A 17,680-nucleotide genomic window follows, 5' to 3' on the forward strand; every position below is an offset into this window, starting at 1 on the left:
CTTCCCTCGGATCAGTGGTGGGAGTGGCCGTGTGTGTGGCCGGGCCCGTGCGGATGCCCGGGCCCGTGCGCGTGGCCGTGTTCGTGCCCCTGGTCCCCGCCGTGCGGGTGCCCGTGGTCGCCGCCCGGGCCGTGGGCGTGCGCGTACCCGTGGCCGTGCTCGGCGTCCAGCCCCTCGGTGATGCCGTCCTGCCCGTGGGCCAGCCGGTGCAGGGCCTCCTGCACCCGGGCCCGTACCACCTGGGCGAGCGCTGCTTCCGACAGCAGGGGGCCGGTGTCCAGGACCCCGGCCGGCATCTCGGCGGGAGCGGCGAACGCGGCGCGGATCAGGGCGACGTGACCGGCGCCCAGGCGGCGGCACCGCTCCACGCCCTCAGCGAGGTCCGGGTCACCGCCGTCGAAGGCGACCTCCACCCAGCGGTGGTGCCCGTACTGGCGCACCAGCCGGGCCACCCGGAAGAGGTCGGCGTCCTCGAAGGGCCCGGCGGCGGGCGCCGTGACCAGGACGGCGGAGGTTTCGGGCGCCTCGCGCACCGCCTTGAGGGCGGCGGTACGCAGCCACGCGGTCAGATGGTCCACCGTGGCGAACGGCGGGGCCAGCACGAGCCGCCCGCGGCCCTCGTCACGGCCCAGCCAGCGCAGCGCGCGGGCGCAGTCGGCGATCAGCCCGGGGTCGCGCCCCAGCGTCATCGGGACCACGCAGACCGGCTCGGGCGAGGCGGCGAGCGCCCGGCGCACGGCTTCGGCCAGCGGCCGGCCAGCGCTCACGGCCCCGGCCGCGGCCGCGCCTTCGTGGCCGCCGGCCAGGATCACCGTGGCCGCCGACTCCGGGGCCCTGCCCGGCCGTTCGGGTGCGACTGCGGCGGCCATGGATCAGGCGCCCACGGGGTCGTGGCAGGAGACGAGCTTGGTGCCGTCGACGAAGGCGGCCTCGACCTGGAGCAGCGGCAGCATCTCCCGTACGCCGGGCATGACATCGGTGCCGGAGACGATCTGCTTGCCGAGCTCCATGCATTCGGCGACGGTCCTGCCGTCGCGGGCCCCTTCGAGGATGCCCTCGCTGATCAGGGCGCAGGCCTCGCTGTAGTTGAGCTTGACGCCCCGGTCGCGCCGCTTGCGGGCCAGATCGGCCACGACGTAGATCCAGAGCTTGTCCATCTCACGGGGGGCGAGATTCATCGGTCACTCACTTTCGGCTCTCGAGCTGGTTCGGATGCACGCGACTCGGGTTCGGGGCGGGGCGTGGCGATACGGGGCGGGGCAGGCGGGCGGCGGGCCAGCCGTCCCCGGAGGCCCTGGCGCTCCGGACTTCTCAGGTCCGTCGCAGCCGGGGGATCTGCGGGACGGCCGCGACGAAGACGAGCGTGGTCAGGACGAACGGCCAGGTGAAGGTGTGGCCGCCGAACGGGGCGAAGAAGGCTGTCATCGCCGAGGTCAGCCCGGTCGCCGCCGCGGCGCCGAGGACGGCGAATCCGAAGCTCCAGTTCGAGCGGACGATGAAGACTCCGCAGAGGGCCATCGCGACGAGCACGCTGCTGTAGCCCATCAGCCCCTCGGACACCCCTTCGGCGGGCGAACCCATCGCCCACGCGATGAAGATGGCGGTGATGCTGCCGACGCAGGCCATGACCCCGGCGAGCCGGCTGGCCACGAAGATGCCGGCCAGGAAGATCAGGCCGACGTACCACTGCGGCATGAAGAAGATCTGGCCTACGTTGGCGAAGAACCCGTGCCAGAGCTGTTCCCAGTCCAGCGTGGTGGTCTCGTTGGCGGACTTGGGCAGGGCAGCGAGGTCGGGGCCCGTGTGCCACACCCGGGAGAAGCTGGGCGCCGCGATGGTCATCACGCTCGCGATGATGCAGAAGGGCGCCGTGAACGTGGGGATGTTCCAGGTGCCGAGGATCGTGGCGAGCGCCGAGGTGACGACCACGACGGTGATGCTGCCGCCGATCGCGAGCAGCAGGGTGGACAGGTGTTCCGCGCCGAGGAAGACGGCGAAGCCGAGTGAGACGAGGGTGCCGTTGAAGCCGCGCAGTCCGGCCGAGACGATCTCGCGGTCGATGCCGAAGGCGTAGGCGGTGGCGGTACCGACGACGGCGCCGAGGAGTCCGTAAAGGGCGTACTGCCAGCCGGCGGCGGCGAGGGCGGCGAGGAAGAAGATGCCCGTGATCGCATTCGGCATGAAATCGACCTGGGCGACGCCCCGCAGGACTTCCTGGACAAAGCTTGCGGGTTGAGCGGGAGCCTGTCGTGCGGGCTCCGTTGCCACGGCCTGCATTTCCGTCTCCAATGCGCAAAAAGAGAGGGCCCGCAGGGGCCCGGGAATCGGCATGCGCCGCGACTGGGCAGCCGGAACCGGATGAGGCGGATGTGACCGGCCACACAGTGACAGTACCGGTAAATCGGGACAATCCCACCTGGAGGTGGGGGTGTCGGGGTCCGTTCGCGGCCGGGTGTGGACCGGGTATGGACCGGGTGCGGACCGGGTCCGGAGGCTCGCGGAGGTGTCGGACGGTCGAAAGCGCGAACGGTTGCGGAGGTCCGACTTTCATGTTATTCGCCTTATTAGGTATCGATTGCAACAAGGGCTCGGATTTCCTGTTCCGTGAGGCCTGGAATGCGATCCGGGTATCGGAATATCGCAATACGCGGGCGCCGGAGCGGCCCCCTCCGCAGGCTCGGGCCGGGCCCGGAAGGGTCATCGCCGGGGTCCCCGTGGCGCGCCTCACCGGCGGAGCCCGGCCGGGCGGTGTCCGCTGGGCGGGTGCGAGTCTGCGTGGGCGCCCGCTGGTGGGCCGAGCTGTCACCGGCCGCCGGGGCCGCCGTCATGGCCGCCGGGATCATTTCGGCCGGCCTGCACCTCATCGGCCGCGGCGCGCTGTCGCTCGCCGCGCTGGCCGTCTCCGCAGCGCTCTGGCTGGTCCTCGCGGCCGACTTCACCGCCCGGCTGGTGGGTGACCGGCGGCGCTTTCGCGCCGAGGCCGACACCCCGGCCGCCCTCACCGCCGTCGCCGCCACGACCGTGCTCGGGGCCCGGCTCTCCCTCCTCGGATGGCAGGCCGTGGCCGCGGCCCTGCTGGCCCTGGCGGCGGCGCTCTGGCCGGGGCTGCTCCTCGCCGTCCTGCGGCACTGGGGGCGACGGATGCCCGGGGCGGCGTTCCTCGTCTGCGTGGCCACCCAGGGGCTCGCCGTCCTCGCGGGCACCCTGGCCGGAGCCACCGGCCGCGACTGGCTCGGCCGGGCGGCGCTGGCCGCCTTCTGCCTGGGGCTCCTGCTCTACGCGGAGGCACTGCTGCGCTTCGACTTCCGCGAGGTGGTGTCCGGCGCGGGCGACCACTGGGTGGCCGGCGGAGCCCTGTCCATCACCGCACTCGCCGGAGCCGGGCTCACCGCGTCACCCCTGTGGACGGGCCGGGTGCACACGGGGCTGCGTACCGCGACCCTGGTGGCGCTCGGCCTCTCCCTGGCCTGGTACGCCGTACTCCTCGCCGCAGAGGTGTTCCGGCCGCGCCCGCGCTACGACATCCGGCGCTGGTCGAGCGTCTTCCCGCTCGGCATGACCGCGACGGCCTGCCTCTCCGCGGCGCGACCGACCGACGTGCAATGGCTGCGCCCGCTGGGCGAGTTGCTGCTCTGGGTCGCGGTGGGCGCGTGGGTGCTGACCCTCGTGGCCCTGATCGCGACCCTGATCGCGGCGCGCCGCCCGCCGACGGGACCACCGCGCTCCTGAGGAAGAGCGGCCCGGGTGTCGAAAGCGCTTGGGCGACCTACGGGCGCCGCCCGCGGCCGTCCCATCCCAGGGCCAGGACCACCCAGACCAGCAGGCCCACGGCCAGGGTCAGCGCCCACTGCGCTCCGTGGCGCAGCACCAGCAGGCCTCCGGCGAGGGCTCCGAGCAGCAGCACGGCGACCGTCACGAGGCGGCGTAGCGGCGCGGGTCCCCAGGGGTCGGCCGCCAGCCCGGTCAGGGCCCGCGTCACGACTGTGGTGGTCAGATCGGGCACGGCCAGCCGGTGCACCACGGCGTTCTGCAGGCCCATGCCGAGCGCGAGCAGGGCGATGACGGGCGGGGCGCCGCCGCCGGCCACCGTCACCGCGAGCGCCCCGCCCACCAGGACGGCCTGGACCGCCACCAGCGGAGCGAACATCCCGGCCGCCCCGGTGGTCCGTCGCAGCCGGCCGGCGGCCAGCGCCCCGGTCAGGAACGCGCCGAGGGCCAGCAGGGAGTCGGGGGCGGACAGGGACCGGTCCCCGGCGAGCGCGAAGCCGAGGAAGACGACGTTGCCCGTCATATTGGCGACGAAGACATGGCCGAGCCCCAGATAACTCACCGCGTCCACGACCCCGCTGACGAAGGTGAGGACGATCAGCAGCGGCGGCAGCACCCCGTACGGGCGCTCCCCGTCCGGTCCCGGAGGGAACAGCGCATCGGCCAGCGGCCGCAGGATCCCGCGCCGTGCGGTGGAGCTCATGGGGTCCGCCCCTCTGCTGCTCGGGCCGAGAGAGACTTCGGCCCGCCAAACGATAGTGATCGCGGGCGCGCGACGGTCCCACCGACTCGGGGCGACGGAGGTTGCGGTGGCGCAGCCGCAGGCCCCTCAGTAGGGTCCCGGCATGGCCTACACGTTTCAGGTGACCGTCGACTCCGCTACCCCGCACGCCCTCGCCGACTGGTGGGCCGAGGCCCTGGGATGGGAAGTCGAGCCCAGCGACGAGGAGTTCATCCGGGGCCTGATCGCCGCCGGGCACGCGAGCGAGGAGGACACCACCACCCATCGGGGCGTCCTCGTATGGAAGGCGGGCCAGGGGATCCGCCACCCCGAGGGCCTGGAACGGGCGCCCCGCGTCCTCTTCCAGCTGATCGAGGAGCCCAAGACCGTCAAGAACCGGGTCCACCTCGACGTCCGCACCGGCGAGGACGACCCCGAGGCCGTGGTCGAACGGCTCATCGCCAAGGGGGCCAAGCACCTGCACGACGGCCGCCAGGGCCCCTTCGCCTGGACCACCCTCTCCGACCCCGAGGGCAACGAGCTCTGCGTCTCCCACTGAGCCGTGCGGCCCCCGCATAGGGTGGGCCCGTGAACGTCATCCTCTTCGGCGCGACCGGAATGATCGGCCGGGGTGTGCTGCGCGAATGCCTGCGGGACGACTCCGTGGAAAGCGTCCTGGCCATCGGCCGCACCCCCCTCACCGTCACCCACCCCAAGCTGCGCGAGCTCGTCCGGGCGGACCCGACCGACCTGTCGGACAGTGGCCTGTCGGATGCCGGGCTGTCGGATGCCGGCATCGACCTGGCCTCGTACGACGCGTGCTTCTTCTGCCTCGGGATCTCCTCCTTCCGCATGAAGGAGGACGAGTACCGGCGGATCACCCACGATCTGACGCTCGCGGCCGCCCGCCCCCTCGCCGCCGCCAACCCCCGGCTCACCTTCGCCTACGTCTCCGGCGAGGGCACCGACAGCACCGAGAGCGGCCGCTCCATGTGGGCCCGGGTCAAGGGCAGGACCGAGAACGACCTGCTGAAACTCGACTTCGAGGCCTACATGTTCCGCCCCGGGATCGTGCAGCCCGACCGCGGCGTGCCCTCCAAGACCCCGCTCTACCGTGCCGCGTACGCCGTCACCGCGCCCCTCTTCCCGGTGCTGCGGCGCTTCGCACCCGACCTGGTCACCACCACCCGGGCGCTGGGGCGCGCCATGATCAACGTGGCGGCGGCCGCGCCGGGGGACGCGGGCACCCAGCGCATCCTGCGGCCCCGGGACATCAACCGGCTCGGCGGGGATGCCCCGGACCAGCGGTAATTCGGTTCCGGTCAGAGCCTCCCGCCCCTGAGAATGAGGCATCTCGAACCGGGAGGAACCCCATGAGCCAGGACCGCCTGACTCTGCACGACCTGATGCCCACACAGGCGCTGACCGAGGCCATCGACGCCGGATACGTGCTGCGCAAAACGCACCCCGAGCTGCCGCTGTCGCTCTACACCTACACCCGGACCGCCCAGTACGAGCGGGTCTGGAACGAGGTCACCACGCGCTGTCGCGGTCTCGTCGCCGACGACGTCACCGGCGCGGTCGTCGCGCTGCCGCTGCCCAAGTTCTTCAACGTGGGCGAGCACGAGGCAGGGCAGCCGTACGCGCCCGCCCTGCCGGACGAGCCGTTCGAGGTGTACGACAAGGTCGACGGCAGTCTCGGCGTGGTCTTCCACTACGCGGGCCAGTGGCGGGCCGCGTCCAGGGGTTCCTTCACCAGCACCCAGGCCGTCTGGGCACAGCGCCGCCTCGACCGGCGCGACACCTCCGGCCTGGTGCCGGGGACCACGTACCTCGCCGAGATCCTGTACCCGCAGAACCGGATCGTCGTGGACTACGGCGACCGCCGCGACCTCGTGCTGCTCGCAGCGTACGCAGCGGCCGGCGCCGAGGTGCCGCTCGCCGAGGCCGCCGCACACTGGGAGGGGATCGGCTCCGTCGTCACCGTGTGGCCCGCCATGCCGCTCGACGAACTGCTCGCGCTGACCGCCTCCAACACCCTGCCGGACGGCGGGAACGCGACCGGTACCGACGCCGAGGGCTTCGTGCTGCGCTTCGCCTCGGGCGTCCGCGCCAAGGCCAAGATCGCCGAGTACGTACGGCTCCACAAGGTGCTCACCGGGGTGACCGAGCGGGACATCTGGCGGGAACACGGCATCCAGCGGTTCGCCGGACTGCCCGTCAAGCAGGTGGCCCAGGGGCTGAACTGCACCGTCGCCGAGATCGAGGCCTCGGGCGGCAAGCCGCTCGACGCGCTGCTGGAGCAGGTGCCGGACGAGTTCGACCACTGGGTGCGCTCGGTGATCGAACGCCTTGAGGAGGAGGCCGGGGCGCGCGAGCGCGCCATCGACGAGGCGTACGCCTCGCTCGCCCACCTGGCCGGCGACCGGGGCGCGTTCGCGCGCGCCACCCAGGGGATCCGCGACGGCGCGATCCGCGGCGCGCTGTTCCAGCGCCTGGACGGCAGGACGACCGAACTGGTCACCTGGCGTCAGGTGCGGCCCGAGACCGCCGACCCCTTCACGAACGACGAGGAGAACTGACCCCCGTGTCCGCAGCACCCGAGACCAAGTCCGAGTCCGAGACCAAGTCCGAGTCCGAGACCAAGTCCGAGATCGAGATCGAGGCCGTGGCTGAGGCCGTAGCCGTGTCCGAGTCCGAGGCCCCGACCCCCGCACTGCCGGTGGTGCACGTCATGACGGGGCTGCCGGCCTCCGGCAAGACCACCGCCGCGCGCGCCCTCCAGGAGCGGTCCGGCGGCCGGATGCGCCGCGTCAACCTCGACGACCTGCGCAGCATGCTCGACGTGCCGGACCCGGGGCGCGAGCGCTCGTACAAGCACGAGCAGACGGTGCTGGACATCCAGGACGCGGCCGTCGGCGCGGCCGTCGAGGGCGGCTTCGACGTGGTCGTCGACAACACGCACCTGACCTCGCACATCCCCAAGCGGCTGAAGGCGGCCGTGGCGGGACGGGCCACCTTCGTCGTGCACGATTTCACCGACGTGCCCCTGGAGGAGTGCCTGCGCCGCGACGCCGCGCGGGAGCGCCAGGTGGGCGAGGAGATCATCCGGATACTCGCCGACAAGCACGCGAAGGCCCGCAGGGGCGGCTGGCGGCTCACCGCGGAGTGGCTGAACGACCAGCCGGATGTGACCCCGTACGTGGCCGACCCGGCACTGCCCACGGCGGTGATGTGCGACATCGACGGCACGCTCGCGCTGACCGGAGACCGCAACCCGTACGATTTCTCGCGCTGCGGCATCGACGCGCTGAACGTGCCGGTGCGCGACGCCCTCGACTCCTTCCGGCGCGCCGACGGCGACGTCATCGTGCTGCTGTCCGGCCGGGGCGAGGAGCACCGGGAGCCGACCGAGGCCTGGCTCCGGGAGCACGAAGTCCCGTACGACGAACTGTGGATGCGCCCGGCCGGGGACACGCGCCGCGACGACATCGTGAAGGCGGAGCTCTTCAACGAGCACGTACGCGGCCGGTACGCCATCAGGGTCTCCCTGGACGACCGCGACCGGGTGGTGGCGATCTGGCGCCGCATGGGGCTGGCGACCTGGCAGGTCAACTACGGCGATTTCTAGTGCCGCTGTGCCACGGCTTCGGAACGCGGACGTCGGCCGTCCGGCCCGACCGGGTCCCACCTGCCCATACTGGGGTGGTGACCGTGTTGATCGTGGATGGTGCGAACGTCGTCGGGTCCGTGCCGGACGGCTGGTGGCGTGACCGGCGCGGCGCCGCCGAGCGGCTGCGCGACCTGCTGGCCGGGCGGGACGAGGGGGAGGAGATCGTCCTCGTCGTCGAAGGCGCCGCCCGCGGCGTCGAGTCCGTTCCCGGAGTACGGGTGGACCCGGCGCCCGGGAGCGGCGACGACCGGATCGTGGAGCTGGCCCGGGCCTGCGCGGAGCGCGGCGGGTGCGTGGTGGTGACGGCGGACCGGGAACTGCGCGAGCGGGTACGGGCGCACGGCGCGCGGTGCGTGGGACCGCGGGCCGTGCGCCCGGACGCGCAGGGGGCGTAGGGGTGTTGGGGGATGCCGCCCCGGTGGGTCAGCGGGCCTGGAGGGCGGCGTTGAATCCGTCGCGCAGCAGCGGGTAGGCCTGGGCGATGGTCCAGCCGGCCTCCCAGCAGGCGTCACGCTCGGCCTGAGCGGCGGGGGCGCTCTCGCACGCGTGGGCCTTGTAGGACTCAGCCGCCTTGGTGACCTTGCCGGCGTTCGCGCGCAGGGTGGTGAAGGTGCGCGGGTCCTCGTGGGAGATCCACGACAGGGAGGTCTTCGCGGTCTCGGCGGCCTTGGCCGCGTTCCCGGCGCAGAGCGGGGTCAGCGAAGTCGGCCGCTCGGGCCAGCACTTGGAGCCCTTCTCGGAACCGTAGCGGGTCTCGGTGTCGTTGAGCAGGCCGACGGACTTCGAGTGGACCGCCTCCGCGTCGGGCGCGCCGACACCGCGGGGCTGGTCCTTCCACTTCTGGATCACCGTGAAGCCGTCCGGCCAGCTCCGGTCCGACTGCGGGCTCTGCCCGCTGGACGGGGCCTGCGAGGAGGCGGAGGCCGAGGAGGCCGCGGAGGGCGAGGCGGGCGCCGACGGGGTGGGGGAGCCGCTCGCAGAGGCCGCGGCCCGGTCCGTCGTGGCGCCGCCCGAGGAGCAACCGCCGAGAACGGCTACGGCCGCTACGGCTGCCACGGCCGTCGCCAGGGTGGCGGGATGCTTGGGTCGTCCGGGTCGTCCGCTACGGGGCACCGTGTCTGTCCTTCGCTCTGCCCGCATGCCGGCTGCCTGCGGGGACAGAGCCTGTCTACCTGCCCCGCGGCCCGGATGGCCAATGGGATTGCACAGGTCCGGGTCCGCGGGGGCGCAGGTCACAGCCGGTGCGGCTACGAGCGGCAGTACTTCACTTCGGTGAGGTTCTTGACGTAGCGCGCCGAGACCCAGTGGTCCTGGCGCTCCTTGGCGGCCTGGGGCATCGCCATCATGCCGCCGCCGTTCATGCGGTTCATGTGGTCCTTCTTGTCCTCGTCGTCCAGCAGGTACCAGAGGTTGTTGCCGTCGACGCGCTCGCCGTGCTTCTTGCACTCGATGGAGAGCTTCTGGTGCGGGTGCGCCCGGCCCACCTTGTGCGAGTGGGTGGTCGGCCTGCTGCGCAGGGTCAGCGGGCCGCGCGAGATGACGATGCCCCGGGCGTGCTTGCGCTCCGGGTACGTGTCGGGGTCGGTGAGGCCGTCGGAGCCCTGGTCATCGTCGTCCATGACGTTCTCCTGGCCCGGGTTGTCGGGCCGCGGGTCCTGGTCCGCGACGGCGGCACCCGCCCCTACCAGGCCGAGCACCAGGCTTCCGGCGGCGAGGGCGAGGATGGTCCTGGTGGGCTTCAGCATGAGCCGGCTCCTCCGAGAAGACGTCCACCCGGCCGCGGAACGCGGCACGGGACGGCAACCTGGCGGTTGTCAGGGACGACTATGACGACGGAGGGGCATAACGCCCGGCTGGCGCACCGGAATTTAGCCCGATATGCCCAATCTGCGACGATCGGTGCCATGAGGGAGGCCGGCGGGGCCGTGCCCGCCCCCGAACGGGCACGGCCGCCTGGCGGGCCCCGGGGGGATCGGGCCACTGCCGGCTGGTGCCGGTACGAGGAATCTACGGGCGCCGGCCCGCCGCTCTCGCCCATCCACGGGTTGAACTCCGGCTACCCCCGAGGGTGGTGACCCTGTACAACCAGGGGTGTACACGAGGGGGTTCGACGTGCAGTTGTCCGCGCTGTCAGCGCATCCGGTGGCGACCCGGCTCCGCGCCGCGCGGTCGGTCGTCGGCGAGATCGTGTGGGCCGTCGGCTCGCTCTGGATCTCGTCGGACATGCTCCGGAACTGGCCGGATCCCGAGGGCTATTGGCGCGACACCGACCCGCTCGCCTACGCCCTGCTCGCCGCCGTCTACCTGCCGTTCGTACTGCGCCGCCGCTTCCCCGTGGCCGTACTGGTGAGCACCATGCTCTGCGTCGGCACCTACTTCACCCTCGGCTACTACCACGTGCCCGCCGTCTGCGGGGTGCTCCTCGCCCTCTACACCGTCGCCTCCCAGCGCCCCCGCCCGGTCTCCCTGCGCTGCGCCGCCGCCTCGCTCGTGGTCCTGCTCTGGGGCACCCGGCTGGCCGAACCCGGCATCGGCCCCCTCAGTGTCGGCTTCGTGACCGTCACCACCACCGTCTGCTGGGTCGCGGGCGACGGCTCCCGGCGGCTGCGCGAGCTGACCCGTCAGCTCCGCCTCGAGCAGGAGGAGAAGGCCCGCAGGGCCGTCGCCCTGGAGCGCATCCAGATCGCCCGCGAACTGCACGACGTCATCGCGCACCACGTCTCGGTGATCTCCGTACAGACCGGGCTCGCCGGGTACGTGTTCTCCTCCGACCCCGATACCGCCCGCCGGGCCCTGGACACCATCGGCGCGAGCGCCCGCGAGGCCCTGGCCGAGATGCGCCGGATGCTGGTCGTGCTCCGCGAGGACGGGACGGCCCCGGCCGAGGACGCGACCCCGGAGGTCGCCGGACTCGGCCGCCTCGAAGAACTCGTCCGCCGGGTCGGCGCCGCGGGAGTCCCCGTGGACGTCACGATCACGGGGACGGCGTACGCCCTGCCGCCCGGGATCGACCTCTGCGCGTACCGCGTGGTCCAGGAAGCCCTGACGAACGTCCTCAAGCACGCCCCGGCCGCACGCACCACCGTCCGCGTGGACTACGCCGAGGACGAGGTCCGGGTACGGGTCAAGGACGACGGCCGCGGGGACGGACACGGCCGTGCGCGGGGGGACGGACCCTCCGCCGGGCGCGGCAGCGGGCAGGGGCTGATCGGCATGCGCGAGCGGGCGATGATCTACCACGGCACGGTGACCGCCGAGCCCGCCCCCGGGGGCGGCTTCGAGGTCAGCCTGTGCGTCCCCGTGCCCCGGACGGGCCATGCCGGCTGACCGGGAATCCGAGAGAGAAGGAGAGAGCGTGCTGCGCGTGCTCGTCGTCGACGACCAGTTCCTCATCCGGTCCGGCCTGACCGCGCTGCTCACCGCCGCGCCCGGTTACGAGGTCGTCGGCGAGGCCGAGGACGGCGAAGCGGCGGTGCGGCTCGCCGCCGAGACCCGCCCCGACGTGATCCTCATGGACATCCGGATGCCCGGGATCGACGGGATCACCGCCACCGAACGCATCCTGGCGGCCTGCGCCGCCGAGCCCGGCCCGCGCCCGAAGGTGCTCATGCTGACCACCTTCGACTCCGACGAGTACGTCTTCCGGGCTCTGCGCGTCGGGGCCGGGGGCTTCCTCTTCAAGGACACCCCGCCCGACCGGCTGCTCGCCGCCATCAACACCGTGCACGCCGGCGAGATGCTGTTCAGCCCCGGGGCTCTGCGCGGGCTCGTGGACACGTACGCCGCTCCGGCCGCCGCCCGCACCCCGCGTCCCGGCCTGGACACCCTGACCCCGCGGGAGCGCGAGATCCTCGGCCTGGTCGGGGCCGGACTGTCCAACACCGAGATCGCCGCAGGCCTCGTACTCAGCGCCGCCACCGTCAAGACCCACGTGCACCGATGCATGAGCAAGCTGGGCCTCTCCAGCCGGGCGCAGGCCGTGGTGGTGGCCTACGAGTTCGGCCTCGCCACCGGCCTCGGCTGACTGTTCCGCCGAAGCGGCCGGGGGCAGCGGTCCGGCCGGTTGCGGGCGCCGTCCGGGGCCCGCACATTGGGACCCATGGGTATCGAAGACTACGGCGGCGGCCCCGGCGCACAGCAGACCGGCGTGCTGGTCGTGACGACCAACGACGTCCCCGGCTACCGGGTCGAGCAGGTGATCGGCGAGGTCTTCGGCCTCACCGTGCGCTCCCGCCACCTGGGCAGCCAGATCGGCGCGGGCCTGAAGTCGATGATCGGCGGCGAGCTGAAAGGCCTCACCAAGACCCTGGTGGAGACCCGCAACCAGGCCATGGACCGGCTCATCGAGCAGGCGAAGGCACGCGGCGCGAACGCCGTGCTGATGATGCGCTTCGACGTGACCGACGCCGCCGATGTGGGCACCGAGGTGTGCGCGTACGGCACGGCCGTCGTGCTGGTGCCCGCGGGCACCTAGGCCGTCTCTTTCGGATCGTGCCGGACCGGCCTGCTCATGGGGCCGCCGATTCCCGGGCCTTACGGGGCATGCGTGCCGCGGGCCGGCACCAGGGAGTCGGCGGGGGAGTCCGCCGGGGAGCTCGCCGCGTCGGCCCGGCCGTGCGGCGGACCGTCCGTCCGGGGGGTTCCGGTCCGCTCCGGCCGGAGTCCCGCCGCCAGCCCGGCGATCACCACGGCCAGGCCCAGCCACACCGCCGTGCCCGGTACCCCGCTGCCGGTGGCGGCTCCCGCTCCGGCCGCGGCGAGCGGGGCGATCCCGGTCAGCAGCCCGGCCCGGCCCGAGCCCACCGCGGCCACCGTGCGGTACCAGAGGAGGAAGGCCACCGCCGTCACCATGACGGCGAGGTACCCGACGGCCGCCCACTGACGCGGGGTCACCGACACCAGCTCCCCGGGCCCTTCGACGCACACCGTGAGCACCGCCAGCATCACCGCCCCCATCCACACCGCGTGGAGCGATACCCCCCAGGCGCCGTGGCGCCGCAGCACCGGCACTGCGAGCAGGGTGAAACCGGCCTCGCAGCCGAGCGCGAGCGCCGCCCAGCCCACCCCGGCCGCGTCGGTCCGCCCCGTCCCCTCCACCAGCACCGCCCCGGCCACGACCACCGGCGCCGCCAGGAGCACTCGGCGGCTGGGCCTGCGGCCCTCCAGCAGCGGGCCGATCACCCCGAGCAGGATCGGCACGGAGGCCACGGCCACGGCGATCACGGCAGGCTCCGCGTGCGCGACGCCCCGTACGACCGCCACGTTGAACAGCACCAGCCCGGTCGCGGCGATCCCCGCCAGCCACAGCCACTCCCGGCCGCGCGGCAGCAGGATCCGCACCCGGGCGAACCGGGCCAGGGCGAGCAGGAGCAGCGCGGCCGCCGTGTAGCGGACGGCCTGTACGCCGAAGAGCGGGGCGTCGACCAGGGACCGGGAGACGGTGACGCTGCTGCCGACGAGCGCCATGCCTACGACACCGGGCGCGAGGTCGCGCAGCGACGAGGTCGAAGTGGACGGCGTGGGCCGTGTGGCGGAGGCGGAAGCGGGAGAGGGAGACGGAGTGGGCGTAGGGGAAGTAGCGGACGTTTTGTTCATGTCTTCGAGCCTGCCCCCACAATGGACTCATGGGCAGGTCCAAAGAGAACGCACCCGAGGGGTCCAAAGCCGAGGCCGGCTCGGACTTCCTCCAGCTCGACATCGGCCGCGCCCCCGCGGGCGGCCGCACCGACTGGCTCGCCGACCGGCTGCGCGCCGCCATTGCCGACGGCCGGCTTCCAGTCGGCAGCAGACTGCCGGCCACCCGGATCCTCGCCGCCGAGCTCAGGGTCTCCCGGGGCCTGGTCACCGAGGCGTACCAGCGGCTGGCGGAGACCGGGCAGGTGGACGGCCGGGGCCGGGCCGGCACCGTCGTCGTCGCCGCGCCGCCGCCCGTGGGCCCGCCCGCGCCGCCCCCGGCGCGCGGCGGGCTGGTCGACGCCCTGCGCGCCGTACCGTGCCGGATCGACCTCTCGCCCGGGGTGCCCGACCTGGCCTCGTTCCCGCGCACCGCCTGGCTCCAGGCCGAACGCCGGGTCCTCGACGGACTCACCCCCGCCGACTTCGGCTACGGCAACCCGCAGGGCACGCCCGCGCTGCGCGAGGCGATCGTCGGCTGGCTCGCCCTGAACCGGGGGATCCGCGCCGACCCCGGCGAGGTGGTCGTCGTGGCCGGGGTCGCGCAGGCGCTCGGACTGCTGGCCCAGGTGCTGCACGCGCAGGGCGTGCGACGCGTGGCGGTCGAGGACCCCGGCTCCCTCGGGGCCCGCCAGCAACTGGAACACGGCGGGATGGAGCTCCTGCCCGTACCTGTGGACGAGGGCGGCATCGACACCGCGGCCCTGGCGGCCGGACCGGCCCAGGCGGTGGTCCTGACCCCGGCGCACCAGTTCCCGACCGGGGTCGTGCTCGACGGGGAGCGGCGCCGCCGGCTCCTCGGCTGGGCGGCCGCCGGAGGCATCGTCATCGAGGACGACTACGACGCGGAACACCGCTACGACCGCGCCCCCGTACCCGCGCTGCGCGCCATGCTGCCCGAGGCCGTCTGCTACGCGGGGAGCGTCTCCAAACTCCTGGCCCCCGCCCTGCGGCTGGGCTGGTTGCTGGTCCCGCCGCGCCACCTGGACGCGGTGATCGAAGCCAAGCGCTACGCGGATCTCGGCAACCCGGTCCTCGCCCAGCTGGTGCTCGCCCGGCTGATGGAATCGGGGGAGCTGGAACGCCACCTGCGCTTCGTGCGGCGCCGCCACCGGGCCCGCCGCGACGCGATGCTGCGGGCGATCGCCGCCGAGCTGCCGGGCGCGCGGGTGCACGGAGCCGCCGCCGGGCTGCACCTGATGGTCACCTTCGACGGAGCGGACTTCGACGACACCGCCCTGGCCGCGTCGGCCCTCGCCCTCGGCGCCAAGGCCCACCCCCTGTCCTGGCACCGGATGACCCCGGGGCCTCCGGGGCTGATCCTCGGCTACGCGGCGGGGACGACGGGGGAGATCGAGGAGGGGGTGGCCACCTTCGGCGCGGCGCTGCGGGGGCTGCGCCCCTGACCCTCGGGCGCGGTGGAGCCGCAGGTGGTGGCCGCGCGAAAAGTTTTTCGGGAACCGCGGCAACCTCCCGGAGGGTCGCGCGTCGTGTGGGGGTGAAGGGCGTGAACCCGCGCCCTCGACCCGACCGTGGAGAACCACCGTGAAGAACCTGAAGCGCACCCCGCTGGACATCCGCAGGGCCGCGGCCGTCACCGTCGCGGCCGCCGGGATGGCCCTCGCGCTGGCCGGGCCGGCCGTCGCCGCGCAGGGGGCGTCCGCGACGCCCAGCGCCGCGCCCGCCCCGGCGACGGTCGCGCCGAGCGCGAGCGCCAAGCCGAGCTCGGCCCCTTCCGCCCCCTCCGCCAGCCCGACCCCGCAGCCTTCGGTGAGCCTGCCCCCGGGCTCGACGCCGACCGTGACCCCGAGCAGGGGTCCCGTCTCCTCCCCGAGCGCGGCCCCCAGCGCGGCCCCGGCCGCGCCCGGTGCGCCCGAGCTCGCGCATACTGGCTCCTCCGCCACCACGGCCGCACTCGGTGCCGGGGCCGCCGTGCTGATCGCCGCCGGGGCCGGGACCCTGTACACCCTGCGGCGCCGCACCAACGGCTGAGGACCCCCGTGCTCCACCTCGCACCATCCGTGGGCCCCGCCGCGCCCGGTTTCGACCGGCCGCGGCGGGGCTTGTGGTCGTTCCTGCTGCGCCGCGAGCGATCGGCCCCGGCGGCTCCGCCCGCGCGGGCGGAGCCGTACCGGCACGGGTACACGTACGGCCTGGCCCGGGAGGACGGCAACCCGCAGCCCACGGTGACCGAGCTGTACCACGCCCACCGGCTGCGCATGGTCCGCCTCGCCGTGCTCCTCGTGGACGACGTGGGGACCGCGGAGGACGTGGTGCAGGACGCCTTCACGGCGCTGTACCGGCGCCACGGCGAGCGGATCACGGAGGTGGACAACGCGCTGGGCTACCTGCGCACCTCCGTGGTCAACACCGCCCGGTCGGTGCTGCGCCGCAGGCGGACCGCCCGCGCGTGGACCCCGGCTCCGCCCGTCGACGTACCGTCCGCCGAGTCCTCCGTGGTCCTCGACGAGGCACACCGCGAAGTGCTCGCCGCGCTGGGCTGGCTGACGCCGCGACGGCGCCAGGTACTGGTGCTGCGCTACTGGGCCGACCTGAGCGAGGCGGAGATCGCCGAGACGCTCGGGATCAGCCGGGGCGCGGTCAAGTCGAACGCGAGCCGCGGGCTGGACGCGCTGGAACGGATTCTGGAGGGTCGGATATGACGCGTGACGAGGGCCCCGAGGGTCTGGAGGGTCGCGAGGGTCAGGAGCGCCCCGTCGAGCGGCGGTTGCGGCAGGCTCTCGACGCCCGCGCCACCGCGATCACCGTGCGCGAGCTGGGCCCGGCTCAGCCCCCGGGGCCGGGGGTACGGGTGCTGCCGTGGGCCCGGCTGCGCCTGCGCGGGTTCGCGCTGCCCTTGGCGGGGCTGGCCGCGGCGGCGGCCGTGGGGTACGCCGTACTGGCTCCGGACCCGGGGTCGGTCCACCCGGACCCGGTACCGCCGGCCGCGCCGCCGTCGGGCTCGCCGACCGCTCCGGCGCCGGATCCGCTGGTGCCGGCCCCGTCGTCGCCCACGCCGTCCTCGCCGTCGCCCTGGCCGTCTTCGCCCTCGGTCTCGGCTCCGCCCAGTGCGACGCCGAGTTCGATGCGCGGTCCGGCGCCCAGTGCGTCGCCGACGCCCGGCGCGGGGGTGCCGCTGTCGAGCTCCGGCCCGTCTTCCTCGCCCAAGCCCGGGCCCTCGGCCTCCGCGTCGCCCTCGCGGCCGCCGGCCACCCCGTCCGGCGCCCGATAGCGGGGACGGGCCGGGGCGGGGCCGCGGCGGCGCGGACCCGGCAAGATCCGAAAGAGACGGCCTACGCCGCGTCCGCCGCCGGGGTGTTCTTCACGGCGTCCACCAGCGGCGCCAGTTCCGGCGTGCGCGCGGCCTCGTCCAGCGCCTCGCGCAGGGCGGTGTCGTTCGTGGGCCGGGCCTCGGCCAGCAGGGCCAGGCCGGCCTCGCTGACATCGGTGTAGATGCCGCGCCGGTCGGTGTCGCAGATGTAGCGGCCCAGCAGCCCGCGGTCCTCCAGCCGGCTGACCAGCCGGGTCGTCGCGCTCTGGCTGAGCACCACGGAGTCGGCGACCTGGTGCATCCGCAGGTGGCCGCCGGGGCCGCTGTGCTGGCGGCTGAGGACGTCGAGGAGCGAGTACTCGCGCACGCTCAGCCCGTGTCCGGCCTGGAGCGCGCGCTCGATGTGCGTTTCGATCCGCCCGTGCAGGAGGGAGAGGGCGCACCAGCCCTGGGAGAGGGCGGTGAGTGCACTGTCCGTGGCCGTCATGGGCCCCTCCTTCAGTCATGCGAGTCATACGAGCAAGTCGCGCACGGCGTGTACCCACAGGATAGGCCACGGCCGCAATAGCCCGCG

The 17,680-nt window shown here is 73.8% G+C and carries 21 protein-coding genes; 12 read left to right on the top strand and 9 right to left on the bottom strand.

Annotation, left to right across the window (positions count from 1 at the left end):
- Positions 1-11: 11 nt before the first annotated feature.
- The 3 genes from OHU74_RS32070 to OHU74_RS32080 all read right to left on the bottom strand — a co-directional run bounded on the left by OHU74_RS32070 (position 12) and on the right by OHU74_RS32080 (position 2,331).
- Entirely contained in the window at positions 12-869 is an 858-nt protein-coding gene (locus OHU74_RS32070; protein ID WP_371619129.1) for a sirohydrochlorin chelatase, read from the bottom strand.
- A gap of 3 nt (positions 870-872) precedes the next feature.
- A complete protein-coding gene (locus tag OHU74_RS32075) occupies positions 873-1,178 on the bottom strand; it encodes an urease subunit gamma (protein ID WP_330299901.1) in 306 nt (101 codons plus the stop codon).
- A 133-nt stretch (positions 1,179-1,311) separates the two neighbouring features.
- Complete coding sequence (locus OHU74_RS32080; RefSeq protein WP_371619130.1) at positions 1,312-2,331, bottom strand: urea transporter; 1,020 nt, start codon at positions 2,329-2,331, stop codon at positions 1,312-1,314.
- A gap of 432 nt (positions 2,332-2,763) precedes the next feature.
- Between OHU74_RS32080 and OHU74_RS32085 the strand changes: the two genes are divergently transcribed.
- Positions 2,764-3,729 (top strand): tellurite resistance/C4-dicarboxylate transporter family protein, encoded by a 966-nt coding sequence (locus OHU74_RS32085; protein ID WP_371619131.1) that lies wholly within the window; start codon positions 2,764-2,766, stop codon positions 3,727-3,729.
- Between the two features lie 37 nt (positions 3,730-3,766).
- Here the strand turns inward: OHU74_RS32085 and OHU74_RS32090 are convergent, their stop codons facing one another.
- Positions 3,767-4,471 carry a YoaK family protein gene (locus tag OHU74_RS32090; RefSeq protein WP_371619132.1) on the bottom strand — a complete coding sequence of 235 codons (705 nt, stop codon included), beginning with the start codon at positions 4,469-4,471 and terminating at the stop codon, positions 3,767-3,769.
- 142 nt (positions 4,472-4,613) lie between these two features.
- Between OHU74_RS32090 and OHU74_RS32095 the strand changes: the two genes are divergently transcribed.
- The 5 genes from OHU74_RS32095 (at position 4,614) to OHU74_RS32115 (ending at position 8,557) form a co-directional block, all read left to right on the top strand.
- A complete protein-coding gene (locus OHU74_RS32095; protein WP_371619133.1) occupies positions 4,614-5,048 on the top strand; it encodes a VOC family protein in 435 nt (144 codons plus the stop codon).
- A 29-nt stretch (positions 5,049-5,077) separates the two neighbouring features.
- Positions 5,078-5,800, top strand: coding sequence for an epimerase (locus OHU74_RS32100; protein WP_371619134.1), 723 nt, complete (start codon positions 5,078-5,080; stop codon positions 5,798-5,800).
- A 62-nt stretch (positions 5,801-5,862) separates the two neighbouring features.
- Positions 5,863-7,071: an RNA ligase gene (locus tag OHU74_RS32105; protein WP_371619135.1), complete on the top strand. Its 1,209-nt coding sequence runs from the start codon at positions 5,863-5,865 to the stop codon at positions 7,069-7,071.
- Positions 7,072-7,076: 5 nt separating this feature from the next.
- Complete coding sequence (locus OHU74_RS32110; RefSeq protein ID WP_371619136.1) at positions 7,077-8,120, top strand: AAA family ATPase; 1,044 nt, start codon at positions 7,077-7,079, stop codon at positions 8,118-8,120.
- 77 nt (positions 8,121-8,197) lie between these two features.
- The gene (locus OHU74_RS32115; protein ID WP_371619137.1) at positions 8,198-8,557 is read left to right on the top strand and encodes an NTP pyrophosphohydrolase; all 360 of its coding nucleotides are present in this window, start codon (positions 8,198-8,200) and stop codon (positions 8,555-8,557) included.
- Positions 8,558-8,585: 28 nt separating this feature from the next.
- Here the strand turns inward: OHU74_RS32115 and OHU74_RS32120 are convergent, their stop codons facing one another.
- Both OHU74_RS32120 and OHU74_RS32125 read right to left on the bottom strand, forming a co-directional pair.
- The gene (locus OHU74_RS32120; protein WP_371619138.1) at positions 8,586-9,218 is read right to left on the bottom strand and encodes a hypothetical protein; all 633 of its coding nucleotides are present in this window, start codon (positions 9,216-9,218) and stop codon (positions 8,586-8,588) included.
- A 191-nt stretch (positions 9,219-9,409) separates the two neighbouring features.
- Positions 9,410-9,907, bottom strand: a complete 498-nt coding sequence (locus OHU74_RS32125; protein WP_371619139.1) for a hypothetical protein — start codon at positions 9,905-9,907, stop codon at positions 9,410-9,412.
- Positions 9,908-10,274: 367 nt separating this feature from the next.
- On the opposite strand from OHU74_RS32125, the gene OHU74_RS32130 reads away from it, so the two are divergent.
- From OHU74_RS32130 to OHU74_RS32140, 3 genes are all read left to right on the top strand, one after another.
- Complete coding sequence (locus tag OHU74_RS32130; RefSeq protein ID WP_371619140.1) at positions 10,275-11,489, top strand: sensor histidine kinase; 1,215 nt, start codon at positions 10,275-10,277, stop codon at positions 11,487-11,489.
- A complete protein-coding gene (locus tag OHU74_RS32135) occupies positions 11,479-12,186 on the top strand; it encodes a response regulator (RefSeq protein WP_371619141.1) in 708 nt (235 codons plus the stop codon). Before OHU74_RS32130 ends, OHU74_RS32135 begins: the two co-directional genes overlap by 11 nt.
- Positions 12,187-12,261: 75 nt before the next feature.
- Positions 12,262-12,636, top strand: a complete 375-nt coding sequence (locus tag OHU74_RS32140; protein ID WP_371619142.1) for a YbjQ family protein — start codon at positions 12,262-12,264, stop codon at positions 12,634-12,636.
- 59 nt (positions 12,637-12,695) lie between these two features.
- On the opposite strand, the gene OHU74_RS32145 is transcribed toward OHU74_RS32140, so the two are convergent.
- Positions 12,696-13,628 (bottom strand): DMT family transporter, encoded by a 933-nt coding sequence (locus OHU74_RS32145; RefSeq protein WP_371619143.1) that lies wholly within the window; start codon positions 13,626-13,628, stop codon positions 12,696-12,698.
- A 158-nt stretch (positions 13,629-13,786) separates the two neighbouring features.
- Between OHU74_RS32145 and OHU74_RS32150 the strand changes: the two genes are divergently transcribed.
- The 3 genes from OHU74_RS32150 to OHU74_RS32160 all read left to right on the top strand — a co-directional run bounded on the left by OHU74_RS32150 (position 13,787) and on the right by OHU74_RS32160 (position 16,498).
- Positions 13,787-15,241, top strand: a complete 1,455-nt coding sequence (locus OHU74_RS32150) for a PLP-dependent aminotransferase family protein (protein WP_371619144.1) — start codon at positions 13,787-13,789, stop codon at positions 15,239-15,241.
- Between the two features lie 139 nt (positions 15,242-15,380).
- Entirely contained in the window at positions 15,381-15,827 is a 447-nt protein-coding gene (locus OHU74_RS32155) for an LAETG motif-containing sortase-dependent surface protein (RefSeq protein ID WP_371619145.1), read from the top strand.
- Positions 15,828-15,835: 8 nt separating this feature from the next.
- The gene (locus OHU74_RS32160; protein ID WP_371619146.1) at positions 15,836-16,498 is read left to right on the top strand and encodes a SigE family RNA polymerase sigma factor; all 663 of its coding nucleotides are present in this window, start codon (positions 15,836-15,838) and stop codon (positions 16,496-16,498) included.
- A gap of 124 nt (positions 16,499-16,622) precedes the next feature.
- Here the strand turns inward: OHU74_RS32160 and OHU74_RS32165 are convergent, their stop codons facing one another.
- Together OHU74_RS32165 and OHU74_RS32170 are read right to left on the bottom strand one after the other, a co-directional pair.
- Complete coding sequence (locus OHU74_RS32165; RefSeq protein ID WP_371619147.1) at positions 16,623-17,111, bottom strand: hypothetical protein; 489 nt, start codon at positions 17,109-17,111, stop codon at positions 16,623-16,625.
- A 17-nt stretch (positions 17,112-17,128) separates the two neighbouring features.
- Positions 17,129-17,593 carry a MarR family winged helix-turn-helix transcriptional regulator gene (locus tag OHU74_RS32170; protein ID WP_371619148.1) on the bottom strand — a complete coding sequence of 155 codons (465 nt, stop codon included), beginning with the start codon at positions 17,591-17,593 and terminating at the stop codon, positions 17,129-17,131.
- Positions 17,594-17,680: the final 87 nt, after the last annotated feature.

Source organism: Streptomyces sp. NBC_00454, assembly GCF_041434015.1.
Lineage (GTDB): Bacteria > Actinomycetota > Actinomycetes > Streptomycetales > Streptomycetaceae > Streptomyces.

Coding starts and splice junctions, on each gene's coding strand:
- OHU74_RS32070 (WP_371619129.1), bottom strand. CDS start 869: ATGGCCGCCGCAGTCGCACCCGAACGGCCGGGCAGGGCCCCGGAGTCG.
- OHU74_RS32075 (WP_330299901.1), bottom strand. CDS start 1,178: ATGAATCTCGCCCCCCGTGAGATGGACAAGCTCTGGATCTACGTCGTG.
- OHU74_RS32080 (WP_371619130.1), bottom strand. CDS start 2,331: ATGCCGATTCCCGGGCCCCTGCGGGCCCTCTCTTTTTGCGCATTGGAG.
- OHU74_RS32090 (WP_371619132.1), bottom strand. CDS start 4,471: ATGAGCTCCACCGCACGGCGCGGGATCCTGCGGCCGCTGGCCGATGCG.
- OHU74_RS32095 (WP_371619133.1), top strand. CDS start 4,614: ATGGCCTACACGTTTCAGGTGACCGTCGACTCCGCTACCCCGCACGCC.
- OHU74_RS32105 (WP_371619135.1), top strand. CDS start 5,863: ATGAGCCAGGACCGCCTGACTCTGCACGACCTGATGCCCACACAGGCG.
- OHU74_RS32125 (WP_371619139.1), bottom strand. CDS start 9,907: ATGCTGAAGCCCACCAGGACCATCCTCGCCCTCGCCGCCGGAAGCCTG.
- OHU74_RS32135 (WP_371619141.1), top strand. CDS start 11,479: ATGCCGGCTGACCGGGAATCCGAGAGAGAAGGAGAGAGCGTGCTGCGC.
- OHU74_RS32140 (WP_371619142.1), top strand. CDS start 12,262: ATGGGTATCGAAGACTACGGCGGCGGCCCCGGCGCACAGCAGACCGGC.
- OHU74_RS32145 (WP_371619143.1), bottom strand. CDS start 13,628: ATGGCGCTCGTCGGCAGCAGCGTCACCGTCTCCCGGTCCCTGGTCGAC.
- OHU74_RS32150 (WP_371619144.1), top strand. CDS start 13,787: ATGGGCAGGTCCAAAGAGAACGCACCCGAGGGGTCCAAAGCCGAGGCC.
- OHU74_RS32170 (WP_371619148.1), bottom strand. CDS start 17,593: ATGACGGCCACGGACAGTGCACTCACCGCCCTCTCCCAGGGCTGGTGC.